Raw genomic sequence first — 24,055 nt, forward strand, 5'->3', positions numbered from 1 at the left:
CTTTAAAAAAGTTCCCTTTTAAAAAGAGTTAAATCATTACGCTTACCACGAGTTACTTCTCTAAACTTCAAACTTAATTTGAAGCGCTAGTTATAAAATGCCTTGCATTATTATAAAAAATCGGAACGGGTTACGGGTATAAATCTTAAAAACTCTAATATTTAGTCACAGTTAGCAGTCTCAGTTTTCAGTACGGAACTGAATGCTGAGACTGTGACTGAAAACTTTTATTACTCTTCCAAACGAAGATCTAATCCTAGACCTTTCAATTCGTGCATTAATACATTGAATGATTCTGGTAAACCTGGTTCTGGCATAGTTTCACCCTTAACGATAGCTTCGTAAGTTTTAGCTCTACCAATAACGTCATCAGACTTAACAGTTAAGATTTCACGTAGTGTACTAGAAGCTCCATAAGCTTCAAGTGCCCAAACCTCCATCTCTCCAAAACGCTGACCTCCAAATTGAGCTTTACCTCCAAGTGGTTGCTGCGTAATCAATGAGTATGGTCCAATAGAACGTGCGTGCATCTTATCATCAACCATGTGTCCTAATTTAAGCATGTAAATTACACCCACAGTTGCTTTTTGTGCAAAACGCTCTCCAGTTCCACCATCATAAAGATAGGTATGTCCGAAACGTGGTACGTTAGCTTCATCAGTCAAGGCATTGATTTCGTCAAGAGAAGCACCGTCAAAAATTGGAGTAGCAAATTTTCTACCCAAGTTCATACCAGCCCATCCAAGAACAGTCTCATAAATCTGACCAATGTTCATACGTGAAGGTACCCCAAGTGGATTCAATACGATATCTACCGGCGTTCCATCTTCTAAGAAAGGCATATCTTCATGACGAACGATTCTTGCAACAATACCTTTGTTACCGTGACGTCCTGCCATTTTATCACCAACTTTTAACTTACGTTTTTTAGCGATATAGATTTTAGCCAATTTCAAGATTCCAGATGGTAATTCATCTCCAACTGTAATAGTGAATTTTTCTCTTCTTAAAGATCCTTGTAAGTCGTTCAGCTTAATTTTATAGTTATGAATTAAATCATTAACCATTTTATTTGTAGCGTCATCAGCAACCCATTGACCTTTGCTTAAGTGAGCAAAATCCTCTACTGCGTAAAGCATTTTTTGAGTATATTTTTTACCTTTTGGTAAAACTTCTTCACCCAAATCATTCATTACACCTTGAGAAGTTTTTCCGTTAACGATCAAGAATAATTTTTCAACTAATCTGTCTTTTAATTCAACAAATTTAGTTTCAAACTCCATTTCTAAAGCGCCTAAAGCATCTTTATCCTGAGTACGTTTACGTTTATCTTTTACGGCTCTTGCAAATAATTTTTTGTCAAGAACTACACCGTGTAAAGATGGAGAAGCTTTTAATGAAGCATCTTTTACATCACCTGCTTTATCCCCGAAGATTGCACGAAGCAATTTCTCTTCCGGAGTAGGATCTGATTCTCCTTTTGGTGTAATTTTTCCGATCAAAATGTCGCCAGGTTTAACCTCTGCTCCAATTCTAATCATACCGTTTTCATCTAAATCTTTAGTAGCTTCTTCAGAAACGTTAGGAATATCGTTTGTTAACTCTTCATTTCCTAACTTAGTATCTCTAACCTCTAATGAATAATCATCAACGTGGATAGATGTAAAAATATCATCACGAACTACTTTTTCAGAAATTACAATCGCATCCTCGAAGTTGTACCCTTTCCATGGCATGAACGCAACTTTTAAGTTTCTACCTAAAGCTAATTCTCCATTTTGAGTAGCATATCCTTCTGATAATACTTGTCCAGGAATAACTCTGTCACCTTTTCTTACGATTGGTTTCAAGTTAATACTTGTACCTTGATTGGTTTTTCTAAATTTAATAAGGTTGTATGTTTTCTCATCAGCATCAAAACTAACCATTCTCTCGTCTTCTGTACGATCGTATTTAATAGTAATGATATTAGCATCAACATATTCAACAGTTCCATGCCCTTCAGCATTGATTAATACTCTTGAATCTGAAGCTACCTGACGCTCTAAACCTGTACCTACAATTGGTGCTTCAGGACGGATCAAAGGAACTGCCTGACGCATCATGTTAGATCCCATCAACGCACGGTTCGCATCATCATGCTCCAAGAAAGGAATCAATGACGCAGAAATCGATGCAATCTGATTAGGAGCAACGTCTGTATAATGAACTACAGATGGTTCAACAACCGGGAAGTCACCTTCCTCACGAGCAATAACATTGCTAGCTGTAATTTTACCAGTTTCGTCCATTTCAATGTTTGCCTGAGCAATCATTTTACCTTCTTCTTCTTCAGCACTTAAGTAAATTGGAGTACTTTCTAAATCAACCACACCATTAGTTACTTTACGGTATGGAGTTTCAATGAATCCCATTCCGTTTACTTTTGCATAAACACCAAGAGATGAAATCAAACCAATGTTTGGTCCCTCAGGAGTTTCAATCGGACATAAACGACCATAGTGAGTATAGTGAACGTCACGAACCTCGAAACCAGCTCTCTCTCTCGAAAGTCCACCTGGTCCAAGTGCAGAAAGTCTTCTTTTGTGTGTAATCTCAGCTAATGGATTCGTTTGATCCATAAATTGAGATAACTGGTTAGTACCAAAGAAAGAGTTGATAACTGATGATAATGTTTTAGCATTGATCAAATCAATTGGTGTAAACACCTCGTTATCTCTAACGTTCATTCTCTCACGAATAGTTCTAGCCATACGTGCTAAACCAACACCGAATTGTTGAGACAATTGTTCACCAACTGTTCTAACACGACGGTTTGATAAGTGATCAATATCATCAATCTCTGCTTTAGAGTTGATCAATTCGATCAAATATTTTACGATTGTAATGATATCTTCTTTGGTAAGCACTTGCTTATCCATAGGGATATCTAAATCTAATTTTTTGTTCATTCTGTAACGACCAACTTCACCTAAGTTATAACGTTGATCAGAGAAAAACAATTTATCTATAATACCACGAGCAGTTTCCTCATCAGGCGGTTCAGCGTTACGCAGCTGACGGTAAATGTGCTCTACAGCTTCTTTTTCAGAGTTTGTTGGATCTTTTTGTAACGTATTGTGGATAATAGCATAATCTGCCTGGTTATTATCCTCTTTGTGTAACAAGATAGATTTAACGTTAGAATCGATGATCTCTTCAACATTATCTTTGTCGATAATTGTATCACGATCAAGGATGATTTCGTTACGTTCGATAGAAACTACTTCACCAGTATCCTCATCAACGAAATCCTCGTGCCATGTGTTCAATACACGTGCAGCAAGTCTTCTTCCAATATATTTCTTAATACCAGTTTTAGAAACTTTAATTTCTTCTGCTAAGTCGAAAATTTCAAGGATATCCTTATCTCTTTCGAAACCGATAGCACGGAATAAAGTTGTTACAGGTAATTTTTTCTTTCTATCGATATAAGCGTACATTACGCTGTTAATATCTGTAGAGAATTCTATCCAAGATCCTTTAAAAGGAATTACTCTCGCAGAATAAAGTTTAGTTCCATTTGCGTGGAATGACTGTCCAAAGAAAACCCCAGGAGAACGGTGTAATTGCGATACTACTACACGCTCGGCACCATTGATTACAAAAGTACCACTAGGAGTCATATAAGGTATTGTTCCAAGATATACATCTTGTACAATTGTTTCAAAATCTTCGTGTTCTGGATCTGTACAGTATAGTTTTAACCTGGCTTTTAAAGGCACACTATAAGTAAGACCTCTCTCTATACATTCTTGAATTGTATAACGTGGCGGATCAACAAAATAATCTAGGAATTCCAATACAAAGTTGTTTCTTGTATCTGTAATTGGGAAGTTTTCCATGAAGGTATTGTATAACCCTTCGTTGCCTCTTTCGTCAGATTTCGTTTCTAATTGGAAGAAATCCTTAAAAGATTTAACCTGAACATCCAGGAAATCCGGATAGTCAGGAATGTTTTTTGTAGAGGCAAAATTCAATCTTTCAGTCTGATTTGTTATCATCAATGGACAAAATTTTGATTAAAAAAAAGTAATTTTTTTGTGTAAAAACACAGTGCTTAGTTTATACTTTCTTTTTAAAATCAATACATCTTTAAAAATAAACAGATAAAATCAGTTCTATTTTTTTTCTTCGTATTGATCAAAAACTTTTTCGTATTTTAAACTATTTGATAATAAAATTTAATGTATTTTATTATACGAAAAATGGTTTAGGCCTTTGAGTGTTAACTCAGGACCTAAACCTAGTTCTTAAAACTGAGTTGAATTATTTAAGCTCAACTACAGCTCCAGCTTCTTCTAATGATTTTTTAAGACCTTCAGCCTCTTCTTTAGAAACACCTTCTTTAACAGTACTTGGAGCACCGTCAACTACATCTTTAGCTTCTTTAAGACCTAAACCTGTAAGTTCTTTAACTAATTTTACAACTGCTAATTTAGAAGCACCAGCTTCTTTTAATACAACTGTAAATTCAGTTTGTGCTTCTTCAGCAGCACCTTCTCCACCACCAGCAGCAACTACTACAGCTGCAGCAGCAGGCTCGATACCATACTCGTCTTTTAATATTGTTGCTAATTCGTTAACTTCTTTAACTGTTAAGTTAACTAATTGTTCTGCGAATTGTTTCAAATCTGCCATTTTTTCTATCGTTTAAAATGATTTGTAAAAATATAATTTATTTATTGTGCGCTAATTAAGCAACAAGGAAGCAAGCTTCCCTGCTTTGATTATTATGCTTCAGTTTCTTCTTCGCTACCAGCGAATTTGTTTTGTAAAGCAGAAATAATTCTTTGAGCTGGAGATTGTAATAATCCAATGATTTCTCCAATTAACTCTTCTTTAGACTTGATAGTTGCTAGTGCATCTAATTGGTTATCTCCAATGTAAACTTCATTGTTAATGAAAGCACCTTTTAAAACTGGTTTATCAGATTTCTTACGGAAATCTTTAATGATTTTTCCAGGAGCATTAGCTACATCAGAAATGAAAATAGCACTATTACCAGTCAAAACTGAAGGTAAGTCACCATAATCAGTAGAAGAAGCTTCCATTGCTTTGGCAAGCAAAGTGTTCTTTACAACTTCTAATTTGATACCTGCTTTAAAGCAAGCTCTACGTAAGCTTGAAGTTGTTTCTGCGTTTAAACCAGAAATATCAGATACATAAATGATATTTGTACCAGCTAACTGCGCAGTTAAATTTTCAATCGCGATTGATTTTTCTTCTCTAGTCATACTAAAAATTTTTAACTACCAATTATACTGCTTTTGGGTCTAATGCAATAGCAGGACTCATTGTGCTTGTAAGGTGAATACCTTTAATGTATGTACCTTTAGCAGCAGTTGGTTTAAGTTTTATTAATGTTTGAATAATTTCGTGTGCGTTGTCAACAATTTGCTCAGCTCCAAAAGAAACTTTACCAATTCCTGCGTGAACGATACCAGTTTTATCAACTTTAAAGTCAATTTTTCCAGCTTTAACCTCTTGAACAGCTTTTGCAACATCCATAGTTACAGTACCTGTTTTAGGGTTTGGCATTAAACCTCTAGGTCCTAAAATACGACCTAATGGACCTAATTTACCCATAACAGCTGGCATAGTGATGATAACATCAACATCTGTCCAACCATCTTTAATCTTTTGTAAGTAATCATCAAGACCAACGTGATCTGCTCCAGCTTCTCTTGCTTCAGCCTCTTTATCTGGAGTAACCAATGCTAATACTTTAACATCCTTTCCTGTTCCGTGAGGTAAAGTTACTACACCTCTTACCATTTGATTCGCTTTTCTTGGATCAACACCCAAACGCACTGCGATATCAACAGACTCATCAAATTTTGCAGAAGCAACAACTTTCAATAATGCCGCAGCATCTTTTAGAGAGTATAATTTGTTCTTTTCAATTTTTGAAGCAGCCTCTTTTTGCTTTTTTGTTAATTTTGCCATGTCTTTTTCTTAATTAAAAAGGAGCATCTCCTGATACAGTTATACCCATAGATCTAGCTGTTCCAGCAACCATACTCATTGCTTTTTCTACTGTAAAAGCATTTAAGTCAGGCATTTTGTCTTCAGCAATAGCTCTAATTTGTTCCCAAGTAACACTAGCTACTTTTTTACGATTAGGCTCACCAGAACCAGATTTTAGCTTTGCAGCTTCCATTAACTGAACTGCTGCTGGAGGAGTCTTAACAACAAAATCGAATGATTTGTCTTTGTACACAGTGATTTGCACTGGACAAATTTTGCCAGGTTTATCCTGAGTTCTAGCATTAAATTGCTTACAGAACTCCATGATATTAACCCCAGCAGCTCCTAAAGCAGGTCCAACCGGTGGCGACGGGTTCGCAGCACCTCCCTTAACTTGTAGTTTAACTACCTTACTAATTTCTTTAGCCATTTTTAAAAAATTTAATACACAATCAATTGGAAGCGATTGTGATAGATATTATATGTAACAAAAAATTATACTTTTTCAACTTGCATAAAACTCAATTCTAATGGAGTTTTTCTTCCGAAAATCTTAACCATTACTTCAAGTTTACGCTTTTCTTCATTGATTTTTTCAACCGTACCATTGAAACCATTAAAAGGACCATCGATCACTTTTACCGTTTCACCTAAGCTGAAAGGAATAGCACGAGTATCTGTATTAACAGCTAGCTCATCTACTTTACCTAACATACGATTCACCTCAGATAATCTTAAAGGAACAGGTTCCCCACCTTTAATCTCACCTAAGAAACCAATTACACTTGTAATAGATTTAATAATATGAGGTATCTCACCAACCAAGTTAGCTTCAATCATAACGTATCCAGGAAAATATACTTTATCCTTAGACATCTTTTTTCCCTCTTTTACAGTAACTACTTTTTCAGTAGGCACTAAAACCTGGGAAACATAATCCTCCATCCCTAGTCTGGCAATCTCAGTTTCGATGTAAGCTTTAACCTTGTTTTCCTGGCCGCTTACTGCTCTAACCACATACCATTTTTTCACATTATTATCTGCCATCACAAAAAAATTATCCTTTTAACCAGTTAAAAAATCCAGCCAAAGCTTTTGCAAAAAATTCGTCTACTCCCCAAGTTGCCAAAGCGAACAGAATCGAAAATACAGCCACAACAATTGTCAATTTTTGAACTTCAGCCCAAGCTGGCCAAGTAACATTTGACTTTAATTCTTCGAAAGCCTCTGATAAATAATTAGTAACTTTTGTCATTTGATATAATTTTTATTGCACGGGCGGAGGGATTCGAACCCCCATCAACGGTTTTGGAGACCGCTATTCTACCCTTGAACTACGCCCGTAATTAAAAGCCAGTGATTTCGTTAAAAAAATCAACTGGCTTTTTATAATTTGTTATAGGATTATCCTATGATTTCAGTCACCTGACCTGCACCTACTGTTCTACCACCTTCACGGATAGCAAAACGTAAACCTACGCTCATTGCGATTGGGCTTAATAAAGCAACATTGATAGTCAAGTTATCTCCTGGCATTACCATCTCTACTCCTTCTGGTAGAGTAATAACTCCTGTTACGTCAGTTGTACGTACGTAGAACTGTGGACGGTAGTTATTATGGAATGGAGTATGACGTCCACCTTCTTCTTTTTTCAAGATATAAACCTCAGCTTTGAAAGTAGCGTGTGGTTTTACTGATCCTGGCTTAATGATAACCATTCCTCTTTTGATAGATTCTTTATCAATACCTCTTAACAATAAACCTACGTTATCTCCAGCTTCACCTCTATCAAGGATTTTACGGAACATCTCAACTCCTGTAATAGTAGAAGTTAATTTATCAGCTCCCATACCAATGATTTCAACAGCATCACCTGTATTAGCAATACCAGTTTCGATACGACCTGTAGCAACAGTTCCACGACCAGTAATTGTAAATACATCCTCAACCGGCATCAAGAATGGTTTAGCAACGTCACGCACTGGCTCTTCGATCCAAGCATCAACAGCTTCCATTAATTCAATGATTTTTGGTACCCAAGCAGGATCATTATTCAATCCTCCTAAAGCAGAACCTTGAACAACAGGACCATTATCTCCATCATATTCGTAGAAAGATAATAAATCTCTAATTTCCATTTCAACAAGCTCTAACAACTCAGCATCATCAACCATATCCACTTTGTTCATGAAAACAACGATTCTTGGAATACCAACCTGACGTCCTAAAAGGATGTGCTCACGAGTTTGTGGCATTGGACCATCTGTAGCAGCAACTACTAAGATAGCTCCGTCCATTTGAGCTGCTCCAGTAACCATGTTCTTTACGTAATCCGCGTGACCTGGACAGTCAACGTGAGCGTAGTGACGGTTAGCTGTTTCATACTCTACGTGAGATGTATTAATAGTAATACCTCTTTCTTTCTCCTCTGGAGCGTTATCGATTTGATCAAACGATTTTGCTTGACAGTAACCAGCATCTGACAATACTTTTGTAATTGCAGCAGTTAATGTAGTTTTTCCGTGATCCACGTGTCCAATTGTACCTATGTTTAAGTGCGGTTTGGAACGATTAAAATTCTCCTTTGCCATTTTACTTAATTTTTAATCTTAGTTATATATTAATTTTCAATTTCCTACTTACTTGAGCCAATGTCGGGATTTGAACCCGAGACCTCTTCCTTACCAAGGAAGCACTCTACCCCTGAGCTACACCGGCAGAGAGTTCTGATTTTAGATTTTTGAATTCAGATTTTAGATTTTGAAAATCTAAAATCTAAAATCCGAAATCTTAACTTCTTTTTTTGTGGGGAGAGCAGGATTCGAACCTGCGAAGTTCACACAGCAGATTTACAGTCTGCCCTCGTTGGCCGCTTGAGTATCTCCCCTTGTAATTTTAGACTTTAAATTTTAGATTTTAGATTTCTCCAAATTATATTTTTTGTCCTAAATTTCTGTTTTCCAATATTTTAAAAGAACCAATTTCAAATCGCATTTGAAATATTTTTGAGCCGATAGAGGGACTCGAACCCACGACCTGCTGATTACAAATCAGCTGCTCTAGCCAGCTGAGCTACATCGGCGAATACATTAAAAAAGTCCGCTATTTCTAACGGACTGCAAATGTAGCTATTTTATCTTTGAATCAAAACATTTTTTAAAAAAAATTTCAATTAAATATGCGCTCTTATTTTTTCTTTCCTTTTTACCAGTAAACGCTCTAAAGATTCTGCCGAAAGCTCAACTGCTTCTTCAAACGATTTGCATTGCTTTTTAACCAAAAATTCATCTCCCGGAACATTAATCTTAATCTCTACCGCCTTATTCTCCTTATCACTTGTTCTTTCAACTTTTAAAAAAACATCAGCCGAAACAACTCGGTCGTAATACTTTTCCAGCTTATCCATTCTCTCTTGAATAAAATCCACCAATTTTCTGTCGACAGTAAAGTTAACTGCATGAACATCTACCTTCATAATAATTATTTTAGGGTTAAACATTTCAGAGTTATTACTTATTTCTTGGATGAGCATCTGAATAAACTTTTTTAAGTTCTGCTAAACTATTATGAGTATAAACTTGCGTAGATGCTAAACTCGAATGCCCTAATAACTCCTTAACTGAATTTAAATCTGCTCCGTTATTTAATAAATGAGTCGCAAAAGTATGCCGTAGCACGTGAGGACTTTTTTTTACCTTTTCAGAGACCCTACTAAAGTAACAATTTATTAATCGATACACAAACGATTCACTCAATTTTAACCCTTTTTTCGAAATAAAAAAATAATCAGAATCTTTGATTTCCTCAACCTCCACTCTTTCTTTTAAATACAAATTAATCTGATCTGCAACTATGGGCAAAAGCGGAATAATTCGCTCTTTGTTTCTTTTCCCTAACACCTTAATAAGATTCGAAGACAAATCAACATTCTTCATCATTAAACCTATTAATTCTGCACGACGCATTCCCGTTGTATAAAAAAGGTCAACAATAAGCTTATCTCTAATATCCTCAAATCCGAACGGAGAATCTACCCCAAGCATTAAATCGTTTACTTCTTTTTCTGAAAACGGAATCTGAACAATTTTAGGAGTTTTAAGTGCTTTATGTTTAAGCATTGGATTCACCTCTATTTGCTTAATTTTTAAAAGAAATTTATAAAAGGCTTTTAAGGAAGCCATTTTTCGATTTACAGAAACATTAGAAATTTCCTGATCAACTAAAGAAACAATCCAGCTTCTTATTTGACTATAATTAACTTTCTCAACATTATCCTGCTCGAAACGGGATTTATTAAATTCTTCAAAAAAACCAATATCATTCAAATAAGCATTAACCGTATGTGGAGAATATTTTTTTTCCAACTGCAAATAATCACGAAAAGCTTCTTTGTTTGATTTCATAAGAAAGTTTTTTTTCGATTTATACCTATTATATATAAACCATCAGAAGATTTTTAAAATAAAAAAAACCGTTAGCATCAAAGTTAAAACTTTTTGATGACTAACGGTAATTATTTTTGAAAAGCGAAATACTAACTTTCTAAACTATCTTTCAAAGTTTGGATGTAAGCAGCTTTTTGAATTTGAGCTCTTTTTACAACAGAAGGCTTAATAAAAGCAGTACGTGCTCTTAATTGACGAACAGTTCCTGTTTTATCAAATTTTCTTTTATAGCGCTTTAATGCTCTATCGATATTTTCTCCGTCTTTAATTGGTATAATTAACATAATATAGACACCTCCTCTCGTTAAGGCTGCAAATGTAAAAATTAATTATGAATTATGAATTATAAATTGTGAATTATTTTTTCTGAGAGAATAGAGCATAGAAAATAGAGAATAGACGGAGCTTCTTTACTCTTTACTTTACTCTTTACTCTTTACTCTTTCAACAAATTTCTAGAGATAACTAATTTTTGAATTTCAGTTGTTCCTTCTCCAATTGTACACAATTTAGAATCTCTGTAGAATTTCTCTACCGGAAAATCTTTTGTATAGCCATAACCTCCGTGAATCTGTACGGCTTCATTTGCAATTTTAACGCACGCTTCTGAAGCATACATTTTTGCCATTGCGCCTAATGTTGTGACTGGTTTATGCTGTTGTTTTAAGTATGCGGCTTTGTGCAGTAATAATTCTGAAGCTTCAATTTCTGTTGCCATATCGGCCAGTTTAAATGAAATTCCCTGAAAGCTGCTTATTGGCTGACCAAATTGATGTCTTTCTTTTGAATATTTTAATGCAGCTTCATAAGCGCCTTTTGAAATTCCTAATGATAAGGCGCCGATTGAAATTCGGCCTCCGTCTAGAATTTTCATTGCCTGAACAAATCCTTGTCCAACTTCACCTAATCTGTTTGCATCCGGAACCCGACAGCTGTCAAAAACTAATTCGGCAGTTTCACTTGCACGCATTCCTAATTTATTTTCTTTTTTTCCTGAAGAAAATCCAGCCATTCCTTTTTCTAATACAAAAGCAGTCATTCCTTTAGAATCTCCTTTTTCTCCTGTTCTAACAATTACAACTGCTACATCTCCGGAAATAGCATGTGTAATAAAGTTTTTAGCACCATTAATAACCCAAAAATCTCCATCTTTAACTGCTGTTGTATTCATTCCTCCTGCATCAGATCCTGTATTGTGCTCTGTTAAACCCCAGGCCCCAATATATTCTGCAGTGGCCAATTTTGGTAAATATTTTTTCTTTTGTTCTTCATTTCCAAAGGTCAAAATATGGTTGGTACAAAGCGAATTATGCGCCGCAACTGACAAACCAATTGAGGGATCTACTTTTGAAATCTCTTCAATAACCGTAATATATTCATGGTAACCTAATCCAGATCCTCCGTATTCTTCGGGCACTAAAACTCCCATAAATCCCATTTCGCCCAGTTTTTTAAACAAATCAACCGGAAAAATCTGGGCTTCATCCCACTCCATTATAAAGGGCTTAATATTTTTTTCTGCAAAGTCTTTTATAGATTGAGCAATCATCGACTGCATTTCGTTATAATCAAAATTCATTATGTACTATTTTTTTAGAACTCCAAATATAAACTAATTATTTTTGCTTTTTCAACAGGAAAACCTTTAATTTTTGACAAATCCTCAATATTATTAAAATTTCCGTTCATACTTCTATAGGTGACAATTTGTTTTGCAAGTGTATATTTAAAGTACGGAAACTGTGATAATTCTTTTAATGTCGCGTCGTTTATGGCTATCTTCTTAAAACCTGACGGCATAATTACTTTAAAATGGCTATTAAGCTGGGCTATAACTTCTGGCGAAAGTCCCCAAACTTCTTCAAGCTGTTCCATAGAAACAAAACCACCTAAAATTTCTTTCTGCTTTAATATTCTTGATGACAAAGCTTCGCCAATACCATATATTGCAATTAAATCTTCCTGACTGGCTTGGTTTATATCTTTAATTATTATGCTTTCTTTTTTGAAAGATGCTTTTTGAACGTACTCTTTTTTCTCTGTTTTAAAATCATTTTTCTTTTGTGTCCAATCCGGGAATTTAAACAAGGGAGACATTACCTTTAATAATGAATCTGAAATTTGTGTTACTTTTTGAAATTCCTCAGCTGAGTTTACATATTTATCTTGTTTTCGGAAAGCCAATAAACGATCTATTTCTTCAACAGACATTCCGAGTTTGTATCCTTTATAATCCGAAATAAAATTTGGGTTGAAAGTATATACTTTTTGTTTGTCCTTATATTTTGTCTCTTTTGCAGCATCTATTTCTTTTTGTAAGGAGAGCCATTTCTTCTCTTCGGGAAAAGTTTTTTCATACTGGTTAAAATCTGCAAAAAAATAAATTAACTGCAGTGTGATGATAATTATAAAAAGTAAAAAAATACCGATTCTTTGCTTGCTTGTAAATTTAAAATATTGATTGAACATCTTGAAATTTGTGATTATTATAAATGTATTGCTATTATAAAAAGTATAAAATACGGGATAAATTTTATATTTATTAGGAAAAATACTAAAAATATTATTTCTGAATTTGATATTTCAAACTCAATCGATATAATAGAGATTAAAATAAACTCAGCTCTTACAGAAGATTGCAAACAGAATAAATCAAAAATTTAAATATTTTATAACTTAAAATATCATAATTGTTTTTATTTTTTACAAAAAACGATACATTTGGAGCTTAATAACAATAAACCAATAAAATAGTATGTCAATTTGGAGAGTTAAACCAATATCTGCCTTTGAGGCCGATATGAAAAAAAGTGATTTAAAAAGAGTTCTTACAAGATGGGGTTTAACTTCATTAGGAATTGGGGCAATCATAGGTGGAGGAATTTTCACTTTAACAGGAATCGCAGCTCATGATTATGCGGGTCCAGCTCTGGCTCTATCCTTTGTTATTGCAGGTATAGGCTGTTTATTTGCTTCTCTTTGTTATGCTGAATTTGCTTCAGTATTACCGGTAGAAGGTTCTGCATATGCTTATGCATACGGAACAATCGGCGAAATTTTTGCCTGGTTCATTGGATGGAACTTGATTCTTGAGTACATGATGGGTGCCACCACCGTCGCCGTCGCCTGGAGCGGATACTTTGTAAAACTTCTCCATTTATTTGGAATTAACATCCCAATCTGGCTCTGCAATGATTTTCATACTGCTACAGAAAAAATCATTGAACATAATAAAGAGTTTCCTCTCGATCATATTGATTTACCTACATTCGCATTTAATTTACCTGCTTTTTTAATTACATGGGTTGTAACTGCAATTCTTGTAAAAGGAATTAAAGAGGCTGCAAGTACAAATAATATTATTGTAATTGTAAAAATTGCTGTAGTTCTTTTTGTAATTGTTTGTGGTGCTTTCTACATTAATACTGATAACTGGCATCCATTTATTCCTACTGAAGTTCCTGCTCTTGATGCGCTAGGAAATGCGACTGGAAAAATGAATTTCGGATTTGGAGGTGTATTAACGGCCGCAACAATTGTATTCTTTGCTTATATTGGATTTGACGCTGTTTCGACTCAGGCCGGAGAAGCAATCAATCCTAAAAAAGATGTACCATTTGCTATTATCGCTTCTTTAATTATTTGTACAATTCTATATATTCTGGTTTCATTAGTATTAACTGGAATGGTTCACTACGATCAATTAGACAAAGCTGCTCCGGTTGCTTCTGCTTTTAGTGAAAACGGATTAACATGGGCTGTATTTATTATCACAATTGCTGCAACTGCAGGTTTAACATCTGTAATGCTTGTGATGATGCTTGGACAAACTCGTATTTTCTTAGGAATGTCAAGAGATGGTTTATTACCTCCATTTTTCAGCAAACTTCACACAACTTTCAAAACACCTTATAAGAGTACGTATTTAGTTGGAACAATTATTTCTATTGTTGCTGCGCTTACTCCAATTGAAAAAGTAAGTGAAATGTGTAGTATGGGAACATTATTAGCATTTGGAATGGTATGTGTTGCCGTTATGATCTTAAGATATAAAAAACCAGAATTAGAAAGACATTACAAAACTCCGGCAGTTTATTTAGTTGGAACTTTAGGAGTATCTTTCAATTTATTCTTAATGACTCAGGTAAGACACGATACCTGGATCGCATTTTTAAGCTGGGGAACTTTAGGTATCATTGTTTATTTTGCTTACAGTAAAAAACGAGCGAAACTTAACAATCCTCAAAACGAAACTGAAGAAATCTAAAAAAAGATTTATCATAAAAAAACCTGTTCAATTGAACAGGTTTTTTATTTTTTATATTGTTTAGCTTTTGATTTATAAATCGAAAACAGAAGTCCTTTTTGCGCGGATTAAATCTTTAAGACGAATCCAGAAAGCCAATGTTAGGTAAACTCCAAAACCCAAACCTGCTGTTACAAACGAAATGTAAATAAAAAATAACCTTACGCTCGTTACACGCATTCCCAGTTTATCAGCCAGTCTGGATGATACATGAAAACCGTATTTTTCAAAAAAGAATTTTAGTTTTAAAATAGCTGACATTTTTTGATTTTAGACTTAAGATTTTATCCTTCGACTTCGCTCAGGATGACAAAAGTACAAATTATCTCATTAGTACATTTTCTAATTGTCTAATTATTTTTAAGCAGCTCCATTCCTATTGCACATTTTAAACACGCTTTATGGTTGCAGTACTCATTTTTAAGTTCTAATAAAGTTTGGGTTTCAAATGCATTTTTTGATTTTATTCCGAAAGAAGAAAACTTATCGATAATGGCGTTTTTTTCTGGTGCGACTTCATTCATAAAATCAATTAAATCTTCTGAAGCTGAATCTCCCATTATGTTAGAATAAGCAAACTGAATTGGAATTATGGTGTTTATGATTACTAAATCAACAAATGATTTTGATAATGTTTTCGCTTTCTTCGGGCTTTCTTTATCGAATTGATAATGATTCTGCCAATACGAACTTGCAGAAACATTCAGCAGTTCATAAACGTTTTTAGCTGATTTTAGCGCAATTATTTTCGAAAACAAGTTTTGATGTTTTTGATATAAATTAGCGAGTTGAGAAAGCCGAATCGTGGGGAAATTATCCGGCCGAAGTTTAAAAAACTGAACGGGATCTATAAATGATTTTTCCAACTGATATTTATGCAACAGATAAAAATACCTAAACTTTAAATCTTTAAAATAAACATCTTCTTTTTCTCCATCTAATAAATTCAAAGTTCCTAAAAGCAATGATTCCAGGTTTTCTACTTCAAAACTTTCTTTTCTGATGATCGAAAAAGGAATTGATTTTGACATTTGAAGAAAGGCCAAACCGTTTGTATTTAAACCAAAGTTCTTCGCCAAAAGGCAAAACAAAACCGCTTCCCAATCCTGATTGGTTTCTTCCAACAATTCGTAAACAAACTTTGATTTGCGTTCTAATCGTTCAAAAAATAATCTTTCCTGCCAGTTTTTAAAAACAAAGGCATCTATTTCATGTATTTGTTTTTCGCACGAAATCCAGGTTTTGGGAGAAACAAGTGCATTGTAATTATCTAAAACTTCTTTTTCGACATAATCTTTGAGTACCAAAACCGGAATTTCGGTATTGTTTACTCTAAAAATTGCAGTGTCGTTTTCCCAGACTACATGAAGAATTACATTTTCGTAAGCGGCATCTTTTTCATGATTATGAAGATACCAATCTGAGGATTTTACATGTATCTCTACATTTCCAGCCCATTTTTGACTGCCGATTTTAATATGGGCATTAAAAAAATCAGGCCCCGAAAGTTCTAAATAATCACCTGTTTTAATAATGGTAATAGATTCATTTTGAGCAGTTACAAGATTCAAAGTATCAAACTTTTTGAACCTCCAGAGATAATGAAGAAAGTCTTCTTTCATTTTTAGATTTTATATATTTCAAAAATCTAAAAATAGCAAAAAAATTAATACTATTCTTACAAATAAGAAAACTATTTATCGAAGCATATATAATTTAGCACAAGCTCTTGCGTCTGAAAGTGCTTCGTGGTGATTTAATTGTATTTTCATTTCGCGACAGCAATCACTTAATTTTGTTGGTTTTAAACCTTTTGCTTTGTAAATTTTAACGGTGCATTCCCATTTTGGGGCAATATTTAAATCTTCATAATTTAAACCGTGCAGCAGCATAGATTTCATTAAAACATTTCGGTCAAAACTTTCGTTGTGCGCCACCACAACCCTATTTTTTAATCTTTTCTCAATTTCAGGATATACCTGAAAAAAGGATTTTGCATTAACTGTATCTTTTGGATAAATACCATGAACACGAATCGTAAACGGATTGTATTCGTTATTTGGCGGTTTAATTAAAGTAACGAATTCATCTACTATAATTCCATTTTCAACAGTAACAATTCCCACAGAACATGGATGATGTCCAGTTGCTGTTTCAAAATCTATGGCCGTAAAATTCATTCTTTAATTATTTTTTAAAAAGATAAAATCCATAAATCTAACTGTTCAAAAGCTAGATTTATGGATGAAAATTATTTTGATAAAGTTCTTATTTAATAGAACCTATAATGTCATATTTAGTAATAATATGATGGTTTCCGTTTCCTAAATCAATTAAAACGGCATCATTTTCTTTTGTAAATAATTTCGAAACCTCTTCGATTGGAGTTCCTAATTTTACAATCGGGAAAGGTTTTCCCATTACTTCTTTAATTGGTTTTTCGGCTACGTTTTTATCGGCAACATAACTTCTAAACAAATCTGTTTCATCAACAGAACCCACAAATCCGTTGATATCAACAACCGGAATCTGCGAAATTTTATATTTACGCATACGTTCAATTGCGTGCGAAACCAATTCTTCTGTACGAACAACGATCAATTCTTTATCGATATGATCTTTAATAACATCTTCGGCCTTTGTTATGTTTTCTTCTAAGAATCCACGTTCGCGCATCCAGTCGTCATTAAACATTTTACCCACATAACGGCTTCCTGAATCGTGAAATAATACCACAACAACATCATCTGGCTTAAAATGCTCTTTTAACTGCAATAAACCTTTGATACAAGCTCCGGCAGAATTCCCAACAAAAATAGCTTCTTCAAGTGCAATCTTTCTGGTATAAACCGCAGCATCTTTATCAGTTACTTTTGTAAAACCGTCAATTAGAGAAAAATCAACATTTTTTGGTAAAATGTCTTCCCCAATTCCTTCTGTTATATACGAGTAAATTTCGTTTTCGTCAAAAATTCCGGTTTCATGGTATTTTTTAAAAACAGAACCATACGTATCAATTCCCCAAATTTTAATGTTCGGGTTTTTCTCTTTTAAGTATTTTCCAACTCCAGAAATTGTTCCGCCAGTTCCAACTCCCACCACAAAATGTGTAATTTTACCATCTGTTTGTTTCCAGATTTCAGGCCCTGTCTGCTCGTAATGTGCCAATGAGTTTGATAAATTATCGTATTGGTTTACATACCATGAATTTGGTGTTTCTTCTGCCAGACGTTTTGAAACTGAATAATAAGAACGAGGATCTGTAGGCTCAACATCTGTAGGGCAAACAACTACTTTTGCGCCAACAGCACGCAGAATATCCATTTTTTCTTTCGACTGTTTGTCTGAGATTACACAAATCAATTTGTAACCTTTTATAATCGCAACAAGAGCAAGTCCCATTCCGGTATTTCCAGAAGTTCCTTCAATAATAGTTCCGCCTGGTTTAAGTCGGCCGTCAGCTTCGGCATCTTCAATCATTTTCACAGCCATTCTGTCTTTTACAGAATTTCCAGGATTAAAAGTTTCGACTTTTGCTAGTACTAACGCATCAATTTCAGCAACAATTTTGTTGAGTTTTACCAATGGCGTATTACCAATTGTTTCTAAAATATTATTTGAAAAGTCCATTTTTATTTAAGTTTAATATTTGGTTTTTTAAGTAAAGTTACGTTTCGTTTTTTATTGGAAGAAGTTCCAGACTAAACCAAATCTGATTACAAAATCACGATACGGACTATTTGGTGTAGAGTAGTAATTAGTATTTGAAAACAAAGCATTTAAATGTTCTCCTTTTACATAAAAACGTGTCTGGCGAATTCTTGCATTTATGAAAACATCAAAAGTGGCATAATTCCCAATTTCTTTTTTATCCTGCACAAAAAACTCTCCAATAACAGGGTTGTAATCGTTAGCATAATATTTAGTAAAGTAATTAAATACAACTCCTGCCTGAGCATATAATGCTTTTTTGAAATAATAATTTGAATAATAAAGTGTGTTTCTGGTTACGAAATCAGGCACATTTAAAATCAAATCTGATTGATCTACTTTTTGATATAAAAGTGTATTGTCTAAAGCAAAGTTTCCAAATTTAAATTCTCTATTTGCTTTTATCTCTAAATAATTAATTGCATTTCCGTATTGAGCCGGTTTTATGAGTTGAGTTCTAACCGCATCGTCATCAGCATCAGATACATCTTCAAAATACAAATGATCTTTTAAAATGGTATAATTAACTTCGGCATTTAACCAAGGCGTATTAATGCTGGCTCCTAATGAATTGATTTTTTCATTTTTAAAATCATTCGACCAGTTGTACGATACATAACTGCTTTGGTACAAATTATAATTGTTGTTTGGCAGTTTATTGATGTTTCTGTATCTAAAATCAAACTGAATTTTATCGTTTAATTTATAACGCAGTTTTACATCAAGATCAGAAAGCGATTGATTGGTGATTGATCTTGTGTACAAAAATCTACCGTTCCATTTATTTTTTTGATATTCATACTGTCCGCCTACATTATTAATCTGTAGAAATAAATTATCCTGAATTGTTCTTCCGTCTTTAAAAATAATAATTTTATCATATTGATAATTAGATCTGTAATCATCAACAAAGAAATTAAATTTTCCTAAAAGAGAATTTTCATACGCAACTCCAACTTTGTTATAAAGTCTTTCAAAATGTGTTTGATCGTTTATATTACTCGTTACATAGGATTCCCCAAAACGTTTTACCGGTTCATCGATTCCGTCGACTGCAGAAAGTACAGTTGGCTGATTGTATTCGAAAAATTTATTCTCGTAATTTAATTGATGGTTTACATATAAATTATTGTCTCCATGTGTAGGATTTATTCTAAAAGCGTGATCAAAAAATAAACGTCTTCCTTTTAAAAATGACTTGGCATCTGTTAAATAAACCTGCAGACGCTGACGGTTTTTAAAATCGGGATCGTCGCTTTCAAAATCTTCCGGAGTTGTAATTCCACCGTTTTCTTCATTCGAATTATCCTGATATGTATAATGTGCATTTAATGCATATCTTCTGTTAGTAGTAGCGTAACTAGTTGTAAATCTAAAGTTTCCGGCACTTACTAATTGATTTATATAATCACCTTCTGAACGTAAACCTCTGTATGCAATAGAAAAATTAAGGTTTTTAGAAACATTCAGCGTGATGAACGAATCAACATTTTGTCCTTTATTAATCGTTGTATTAAAAAACAGTTCTGTAAAAGGTGTCGCTGCTGAGTAATATCTAACCTCATCTGCTTGTATGTAATTCGAATGCATGGCGCTAAAACCAATTTCCGGATACGGTGAAAAACTCGTTAAACTATATTGTAAAGTATTTAACGGCTGACCAATATTAGAGGATTCTAAAAGTCCAAAAAGATCTTTTCGAAGATGGTTTTGTTTGTAAGCACTTTTTATTGTCAGCGATGTATCGGCATAAATAGTATCATGTTCCAGCGTAATAATTTGATACTGATCTATCGTTGCAATTTTTGCCTTCTTCTTTTTAACAGTATCAGTTATACTAGAATATTGCGTATTCATATCTAAATTATTTTTAGAAGCTGGTTTAGGTTTTTCCTGAGAAAACAATAATGCTGGTACAATTAATAGATATAGAAAAATGAATATTCTCATTTGATGGCTTTATATGTAATTATTTCGACAAAATTTGTTGAGCAAAGGTAAAAGATAAATATGTATAAATAAAAAAACACTTCAATTTATACAATTACCTTGGCAGACAGTATGAAAACGAATATTTTTGCATAAAATTTTATGATATTTGCCTTTTAAAATTTCAAAAAAATGCTTGCAAAAAATTTCTCGGGATTTGTTTTAGAAACTGGAACTGACGAGGCCGGCCGCGGCTGTCTTGCAGGCCCTGTAACTGCTGCAGCTATAATCCTGCCTGAAGATTTTGAACACGAAATTTTAAATGACAGTAAACAATTGTCTGAAAAAATGAGGTTTTTTTTAAAACCCATTATTGAACAACATGCCGTATGTTTTGCTGTAACGCATTTATTTCCAGATGAAATTGACGAAATAAATATCCTCAATGCTTCGATGAAAGGAATGCAGGAATGTATTTTAAAATTAAAGCATGTTCCTGAATACATTATTGTGGATGGAAATCGTTCTATAAATGCAAAATTGGGTCTGAAAAACAGTTTTGGAAAACAATTTTCTCAGGAAGAAATTGCGTTACTAAAATCAATTCCCAATCAAAGCATTATAAAAGGCGATGCAAAATTCCTGAGTATTGCTGCAGCTTCTATTTTAGCAAAAACGTACCGCGATGAATATATGGATCAAATTCATGAAGAATTCCCCATGTACAACTGGAAACAAAATAAAGGTTATCCAACAAAAGAACATCGCGAAGCCATTAAAAAATATGGCCCAACAAAATATCACAGAATGAGTTTCAGGCTTTTGCCGGATCAATTAGAACTCAATTTCTTTGAAGAATAAAAAAAGAAGCTGTCTTGTCGAGGCAGTTCATACACTACAATTATTTTGTTTGTTTTTAGTGACTTAATTGGCCACTTTTTTGATATCCGATTTATCATTCCATAGGAATGTTTTGTCGGTAGAAAAATTAAAGATCAGTCATATTTGCGTTCCATAGGAACGTTTGACAGGTCAGATTATTAAAAAACAATGTCAAAATCAAACGTTCCTACGGAACGTAATCCATTATAACAATATAATTTCTACCAATGAAATGTTCCTACAGAACAAGGAAACATGTAAAATAAAAAAAGGCTTATCTAAATTGATAAGCCTTTTTGGCTTTAAAAATCTGCCCCAACACATTTTTAACTAAAACTGAAATTTATATCCAAAATCTGGCGAAAAACCAATTTGATCTTTTTGGTTTACGCTGTTTGTTAATCTGTTATATTCTCTTGTAAACACATTTGTATTATTAGTCACGTTTTGAAGATCGATATAAAACTGGTGAAATCTCTTTTTGTTTTTACTGTTTAATTTAATTCCGAATTTTACATCCAGTCGCAAATACGCGTCATATTGCTTGCTGAAAGCATTTGCATCGTCTCTAATTTCATAACCTGCGTTGTTTGATGGAACTAAATCCACAGGCGTATAATAACGTCCGCCGGCAGTTGTAAACTTGGTATCGATTGAAAATACATTTCTTTTTGCTTTGCCAACTTTAAACTCTTTTCCGCCTAAAAGATTGATTACGTAACCATTATTAAAAGGAGAATTTCGCTCGATATTATCGCTTCCTTTATATTTACTTTCAAAAAGAGAAGTGGTAAACAAGGCATAATAACCTTCGCTAAAGAATTTTTCAACCGTAAATTCAATTCCCTGATTAAATCCAGTTCCTTTACTTACCAAAGAAGTTTTATCTATCGAATAGCCAAAATCTGCGCCTTCTGTTAAAGAAGAATAACTGCTTGGAAACGATTCAACTGCGGCTTTGCTAATATCCTGATAATACAATTCGACTTTTCCGCGCCATTTATTTGCCAGACGAACATCATAACCTAAAACATAATGCTGACTTTGCACTAAATCCAGATTTTTATTGGTTTGAACCTGAGTTCCATTTACAAATTCATTCAAAAATAAAATAGGAACGGGAACACTTTGATGGTGAATTCCGAAACCAAAACTTACGGTGTTTTTAGGAGTTATAGCGTATGATAAAGCAGTTCTGGGTTCAAAAACAAACTGCTCATTAATTGAAAAATACTGCCCGTGAATTCCCGCGTTGAAAGTTAATTTTTCCGTCAAGCGGAATTGCCCCTGCGCAAACGGCTGTACGACATTATAATTTCCGTTGTTATTAATTAACGGAACAAAATCCGGGAAACCGTCTCCGTCAGAATCCTGCTGTCTGTCTCTTGAAGACATTTTTGCATCGAGCGTATAATTTTCATACAATAATCCCGCTCTAAAAGTTATTTTTTTATTGATTTTAGAATTGAATAAAGTCGAAAACGTAAATCTGTTTTCATAATTTTTAATATCCGAAAATGGAAGTCTGTTTTCTGTTGGCGTACCATAATTGTAATAACGGAAATTTTTATACGAGTTATTGGCATTCGAATAACCAACAATGGTTTTTAAATACGATTTTGAACCAATCTCTAAATTGTGTTTTAATCCAAAAGAAGCAAATCCGGAAGTTACATAACTGTCTTCATCCTGCGCTGCAAAAGGATCTTCTTTGTCGATTTTATTACCAAGAAAATCAATATCCGAAACGCCGTAAATTCCGAAAACAGAAAAATTCCCCAATTTACTTTTCCCAAAATCAACATTAAAACTAATATCGCTGTAATTAGGCTGTGCATCAGTTCCTGCTAATCCGGTAATGCCCACAAAACCATATCTTGCCGCGGCAACAAACGATCCGCCTTTTTTACCCAGCGGTCCTTCTGCCATAAACTCTAATCCCGGATAAGCTCCGGCACTAATCATATATTCGTATTCGTCGGGATTTCCTTTTCTAAAACCTAAATCAAAAACACCCGCAATTGCGTTTCCATACTCTGCCGGAAAAGCCGAAGTAAGGAAATCAGAATTTGCTAAAAGATTTGGATTTAATGCCGAAACCGGACCGCCCGTTGTTCCTAAAGTTGAAAAGTGATTTGGACTTGGAACCGGCATTCCTTCAATTCTCCATAACATTCCAGACGGAGAATTCCCTCTCACAACAATATCATTTCGGCTGTCGTCTCCGGTCGAAACTCCGGCGAAATTAGAAACCAAGCGCGCCACATCACTTCGTCCGCCTGCAAATCTTGTAACTTCTTCTGTAGTAAATTGTTTTGTCGAAACCAATGCCATTTTGTTTAACGGCTTTGCTTTGTTAGTTCCAGATGTTACGACGATTTCATCAAGTGTATTAAACTTTTCAATTAGCGAAACTGTCAGCAGATTATCTTTTCCCGTAGTTACATCAAGATCTGAAACAGAAGTATTTTCATATCCTGTAAAACTTATATTGATACTCTGTCTCCCAAGCGGAATATTAATTAATCTAAAACTTCCTTCTGAATCTGATTCTGTTTGAATACTTTCATTTCCAGCTAAAGAAATAATGGCTCCGACGATAGGTTTTTCAGATTGCTTGTCTATTATTTTTCCCCTAACAACGCCCGTTTGAGCGTAGGAAATCAAGCCCAAAAGGCTTAAGACAATTGATAGTATATTCTTCATTTTATTTTTGCTTTATTGGTTATAAAAGCAAAAATAGAATGCTGAGATTTCTTAAAAATTGACTTC

21 protein-coding genes and 4 tRNA genes are annotated in these 24,055 nt (G+C 34.0%); 2 read left to right on the plus strand and 23 right to left on the minus strand.

What is annotated here, in order from left to right; genetic code table 11:
- Positions 1 to 230: 230 nt before the first annotated feature.
- The 17 genes from rpoB to FLAPXU55_RS14190 all read right to left on the minus strand — a co-directional run bounded on the left by rpoB (position 231) and on the right by FLAPXU55_RS14190 (position 12,924).
- The gene (rpoB, locus tag FLAPXU55_RS14110) at positions 231 to 4,043 is read right to left on the minus strand and encodes a DNA-directed RNA polymerase subunit beta (RefSeq protein ID WP_053472304.1); all 3,813 of its coding nucleotides are present in this window, start codon (positions 4,041 to 4,043) and stop codon (positions 231 to 233) included.
- Positions 4,044 to 4,308: 265 nt separating this feature from the next.
- Positions 4,309 to 4,680: a 50S ribosomal protein L7/L12 gene (gene rplL / locus FLAPXU55_RS14115; protein ID WP_025572412.1), complete on the minus strand. Its 372-nt coding sequence runs from the start codon at positions 4,678 to 4,680 to the stop codon at positions 4,309 to 4,311.
- A 92-nt stretch (positions 4,681 to 4,772) separates the two neighbouring features.
- A complete protein-coding gene (rplJ, locus tag FLAPXU55_RS14120) occupies positions 4,773 to 5,276 on the minus strand; it encodes a 50S ribosomal protein L10 (protein WP_053472305.1) in 504 nt (167 codons plus the stop codon).
- Between the two features lie 22 nt (positions 5,277 to 5,298).
- Positions 5,299 to 5,988 carry a 50S ribosomal protein L1 gene (gene rplA / locus FLAPXU55_RS14125; RefSeq protein ID WP_012024013.1) on the minus strand — a complete coding sequence of 230 codons (690 nt, stop codon included), beginning with the start codon at positions 5,986 to 5,988 and terminating at the stop codon, positions 5,299 to 5,301.
- 13 nt (positions 5,989 to 6,001) lie between these two features.
- Positions 6,002 to 6,439, minus strand: a complete 438-nt coding sequence (gene rplK, locus FLAPXU55_RS14130) for a 50S ribosomal protein L11 (protein ID WP_026713295.1) — start codon at positions 6,437 to 6,439, stop codon at positions 6,002 to 6,004.
- Positions 6,440 to 6,504: 65 nt separating this feature from the next.
- Complete coding sequence (nusG, locus tag FLAPXU55_RS14135; RefSeq protein WP_031456759.1) at positions 6,505 to 7,056, minus strand: transcription termination/antitermination protein NusG; 552 nt, start codon at positions 7,054 to 7,056, stop codon at positions 6,505 to 6,507.
- 10 nt (positions 7,057 to 7,066) lie between these two features.
- Positions 7,067 to 7,264 (minus strand): preprotein translocase subunit SecE, encoded by a 198-nt coding sequence (gene secE, locus FLAPXU55_RS14140; RefSeq protein WP_008466927.1) that lies wholly within the window; start codon positions 7,262 to 7,264, stop codon positions 7,067 to 7,069.
- Positions 7,265 to 7,282: 18 nt separating this feature from the next.
- Positions 7,283 to 7,353: transfer RNA gene (locus FLAPXU55_RS14145), tRNA-Trp, on the minus strand.
- A gap of 60 nt (positions 7,354 to 7,413) precedes the next feature.
- Positions 7,414 to 8,601 carry an elongation factor Tu gene (gene tuf / locus FLAPXU55_RS14150; RefSeq protein WP_053472306.1) on the minus strand — a complete coding sequence of 396 codons (1,188 nt, stop codon included), beginning with the start codon at positions 8,599 to 8,601 and terminating at the stop codon, positions 7,414 to 7,416.
- Positions 8,602 to 8,656: 55 nt separating this feature from the next.
- Positions 8,657 to 8,728, minus strand: a tRNA-Thr gene (locus tag FLAPXU55_RS14155).
- Between the two features lie 88 nt (positions 8,729 to 8,816).
- Positions 8,817 to 8,897: transfer RNA gene (locus FLAPXU55_RS14160), tRNA-Tyr, on the minus strand.
- 121 nt (positions 8,898 to 9,018) lie between these two features.
- A tRNA-Thr gene (locus FLAPXU55_RS14165) sits at positions 9,019 to 9,092 on the minus strand.
- A 90-nt stretch (positions 9,093 to 9,182) separates the two neighbouring features.
- Positions 9,183 to 9,485 carry a ribosome hibernation-promoting factor, HPF/YfiA family gene (gene hpf, locus FLAPXU55_RS14170; RefSeq protein WP_053472330.1) on the minus strand — a complete coding sequence of 101 codons (303 nt, stop codon included), beginning with the start codon at positions 9,483 to 9,485 and terminating at the stop codon, positions 9,183 to 9,185.
- Between the two features lie 34 nt (positions 9,486 to 9,519).
- Complete coding sequence (locus FLAPXU55_RS14175; RefSeq protein WP_180858500.1) at positions 9,520 to 10,413, minus strand: tyrosine-type recombinase/integrase; 894 nt, start codon at positions 10,411 to 10,413, stop codon at positions 9,520 to 9,522.
- 131 nt (positions 10,414 to 10,544) lie between these two features.
- On the minus strand, positions 10,545 to 10,739 hold the full coding sequence (rpsU, locus tag FLAPXU55_RS14180) for a 30S ribosomal protein S21 (RefSeq protein WP_012024008.1): 195 nt from the start codon (positions 10,737 to 10,739) through the stop codon (positions 10,545 to 10,547).
- Between the two features lie 152 nt (positions 10,740 to 10,891).
- Positions 10,892 to 12,034, minus strand: coding sequence for an acyl-CoA dehydrogenase family protein (locus tag FLAPXU55_RS14185; protein ID WP_053472308.1), 1,143 nt, complete (start codon positions 12,032 to 12,034; stop codon positions 10,892 to 10,894).
- Between the two features lie 14 nt (positions 12,035 to 12,048).
- On the minus strand, positions 12,049 to 12,924 hold the full coding sequence (locus FLAPXU55_RS14190) for a ComEA family DNA-binding protein (protein WP_180858502.1): 876 nt from the start codon (positions 12,922 to 12,924) through the stop codon (positions 12,049 to 12,051).
- 286 nt (positions 12,925 to 13,210) lie between these two features.
- On the opposite strand from FLAPXU55_RS14190, the gene FLAPXU55_RS14195 reads away from it, so the two are divergent.
- Entirely contained in the window at positions 13,211 to 14,722 is a 1,512-nt protein-coding gene (locus FLAPXU55_RS14195; RefSeq protein ID WP_180858505.1) for an amino acid permease, read from the plus strand.
- A 72-nt stretch (positions 14,723 to 14,794) separates the two neighbouring features.
- Here FLAPXU55_RS14195 and FLAPXU55_RS14200 read toward each other — a convergent pair whose 3' ends face one another.
- The 5 genes from FLAPXU55_RS14200 to FLAPXU55_RS14220 all read right to left on the minus strand — a co-directional run bounded on the left by FLAPXU55_RS14200 (position 14,795) and on the right by FLAPXU55_RS14220 (position 20,422).
- The gene (locus FLAPXU55_RS14200; protein ID WP_007810860.1) at positions 14,795 to 15,022 is read right to left on the minus strand and encodes a PspC family transcriptional regulator; all 228 of its coding nucleotides are present in this window, start codon (positions 15,020 to 15,022) and stop codon (positions 14,795 to 14,797) included.
- 89 nt (positions 15,023 to 15,111) lie between these two features.
- Positions 15,112 to 16,383 (minus strand): DUF2851 family protein, encoded by a 1,272-nt coding sequence (locus FLAPXU55_RS14205; protein WP_180858507.1) that lies wholly within the window; start codon positions 16,381 to 16,383, stop codon positions 15,112 to 15,114.
- 75 nt (positions 16,384 to 16,458) lie between these two features.
- A complete protein-coding gene (locus FLAPXU55_RS14210; RefSeq protein WP_180858509.1) occupies positions 16,459 to 16,941 on the minus strand; it encodes a 3'-5' exonuclease in 483 nt (160 codons plus the stop codon).
- An 88-nt stretch (positions 16,942 to 17,029) separates the two neighbouring features.
- A complete protein-coding gene (locus FLAPXU55_RS14215; protein WP_180858511.1) occupies positions 17,030 to 18,391 on the minus strand; it encodes a pyridoxal-phosphate dependent enzyme in 1,362 nt (453 codons plus the stop codon).
- Between the two features lie 51 nt (positions 18,392 to 18,442).
- Positions 18,443 to 20,422, minus strand: coding sequence for a putative porin (locus FLAPXU55_RS14220; RefSeq protein WP_180858513.1), 1,980 nt, complete (start codon positions 20,420 to 20,422; stop codon positions 18,443 to 18,445).
- Between the two features lie 171 nt (positions 20,423 to 20,593).
- On the opposite strand from FLAPXU55_RS14220, the gene FLAPXU55_RS14225 reads away from it, so the two are divergent.
- Positions 20,594 to 21,262, plus strand: coding sequence for a ribonuclease HII (locus FLAPXU55_RS14225; protein WP_180858515.1), 669 nt, complete (start codon positions 20,594 to 20,596; stop codon positions 21,260 to 21,262).
- A gap of 351 nt (positions 21,263 to 21,613) precedes the next feature.
- On the opposite strand, the gene FLAPXU55_RS14230 is transcribed toward FLAPXU55_RS14225, so the two are convergent.
- On the minus strand, positions 21,614 to 23,989 hold the full coding sequence (locus tag FLAPXU55_RS14230) for a TonB-dependent receptor (RefSeq protein ID WP_180858517.1): 2,376 nt from the start codon (positions 23,987 to 23,989) through the stop codon (positions 21,614 to 21,616).
- Between the last annotated feature and the right edge of the window lie 66 nt (positions 23,990 to 24,055).

The organism is Flavobacterium panici (genome assembly GCF_903819335.1).
GTDB lineage: Bacteria > Bacteroidota > Bacteroidia > Flavobacteriales > Flavobacteriaceae > Flavobacterium > Flavobacterium panici.

Excerpts from the sequence above, each read along its gene's own strand:
- secE (WP_008466927.1), bottom strand. The coding sequence starts at position 7,264 with ATGACAAAAGTTACTAATTATTTATCAGAGGCTTTCGAAGAATTAAAG.
- nusG (WP_031456759.1), bottom strand. The coding sequence starts at position 7,056 with ATGGCAGATAATAATGTGAAAAAATGGTATGTGGTTAGAGCAGTAAGC.
- FLAPXU55_RS14225 (WP_180858515.1), top strand. The coding sequence starts at position 20,594 with ATGCTTGCAAAAAATTTCTCGGGATTTGTTTTAGAAACTGGAACTGAC.
- FLAPXU55_RS14195 (WP_180858505.1), top strand. The coding sequence starts at position 13,211 with ATGTCAATTTGGAGAGTTAAACCAATATCTGCCTTTGAGGCCGATATG.
- rplA (WP_012024013.1), bottom strand. The coding sequence starts at position 5,988 with ATGGCAAAATTAACAAAAAAGCAAAAAGAGGCTGCTTCAAAAATTGAA.
- FLAPXU55_RS14215 (WP_180858511.1), bottom strand. The coding sequence starts at position 18,391 with ATGGACTTTTCAAATAATATTTTAGAAACAATTGGTAATACGCCATTG.
- FLAPXU55_RS14230 (WP_180858517.1), bottom strand. The coding sequence starts at position 23,989 with ATGAAGAATATACTATCAATTGTCTTAAGCCTTTTGGGCTTGATTTCC.
- FLAPXU55_RS14220 (WP_180858513.1), bottom strand. The coding sequence starts at position 20,422 with ATGAGAATATTCATTTTTCTATATCTATTAATTGTACCAGCATTATTG.
- FLAPXU55_RS14200 (WP_007810860.1), bottom strand. The coding sequence starts at position 15,022 with ATGTCAGCTATTTTAAAACTAAAATTCTTTTTTGAAAAATACGGTTTT.
- FLAPXU55_RS14210 (WP_180858509.1), bottom strand. The coding sequence starts at position 16,941 with ATGAATTTTACGGCCATAGATTTTGAAACAGCAACTGGACATCATCCA.
- rpoB (WP_053472304.1), bottom strand. The coding sequence starts at position 4,043 with ATGATAACAAATCAGACTGAAAGATTGAATTTTGCCTCTACAAAAAAC.
- rplK (WP_026713295.1), bottom strand. The coding sequence starts at position 6,439 with ATGGCTAAAGAAATTAGTAAGGTAGTTAAACTACAAGTTAAGGGAGGT.
- hpf (WP_053472330.1), bottom strand. The coding sequence starts at position 9,485 with ATGAAGGTAGATGTTCATGCAGTTAACTTTACTGTCGACAGAAAATTG.
- FLAPXU55_RS14185 (WP_053472308.1), bottom strand. The coding sequence starts at position 12,034 with ATGAATTTTGATTATAACGAAATGCAGTCGATGATTGCTCAATCTATA.
- FLAPXU55_RS14175 (WP_180858500.1), bottom strand. The coding sequence starts at position 10,413 with ATGAAATCAAACAAAGAAGCTTTTCGTGATTATTTGCAGTTGGAAAAA.
- tuf (WP_053472306.1), bottom strand. The coding sequence starts at position 8,601 with ATGGCAAAGGAGAATTTTAATCGTTCCAAACCGCACTTAAACATAGGT.
- FLAPXU55_RS14190 (WP_180858502.1), bottom strand. The coding sequence starts at position 12,924 with ATGTTCAATCAATATTTTAAATTTACAAGCAAGCAAAGAATCGGTATT.
- rplL (WP_025572412.1), bottom strand. The coding sequence starts at position 4,680 with ATGGCAGATTTGAAACAATTCGCAGAACAATTAGTTAACTTAACAGTT.
- rplJ (WP_053472305.1), bottom strand. The coding sequence starts at position 5,276 with ATGACTAGAGAAGAAAAATCAATCGCGATTGAAAATTTAACTGCGCAG.
- rpsU (WP_012024008.1), bottom strand. The coding sequence starts at position 10,739 with ATGTTAATTATACCAATTAAAGACGGAGAAAATATCGATAGAGCATTA.
- FLAPXU55_RS14205 (WP_180858507.1), bottom strand. The coding sequence starts at position 16,383 with ATGAAAGAAGACTTTCTTCATTATCTCTGGAGGTTCAAAAAGTTTGAT.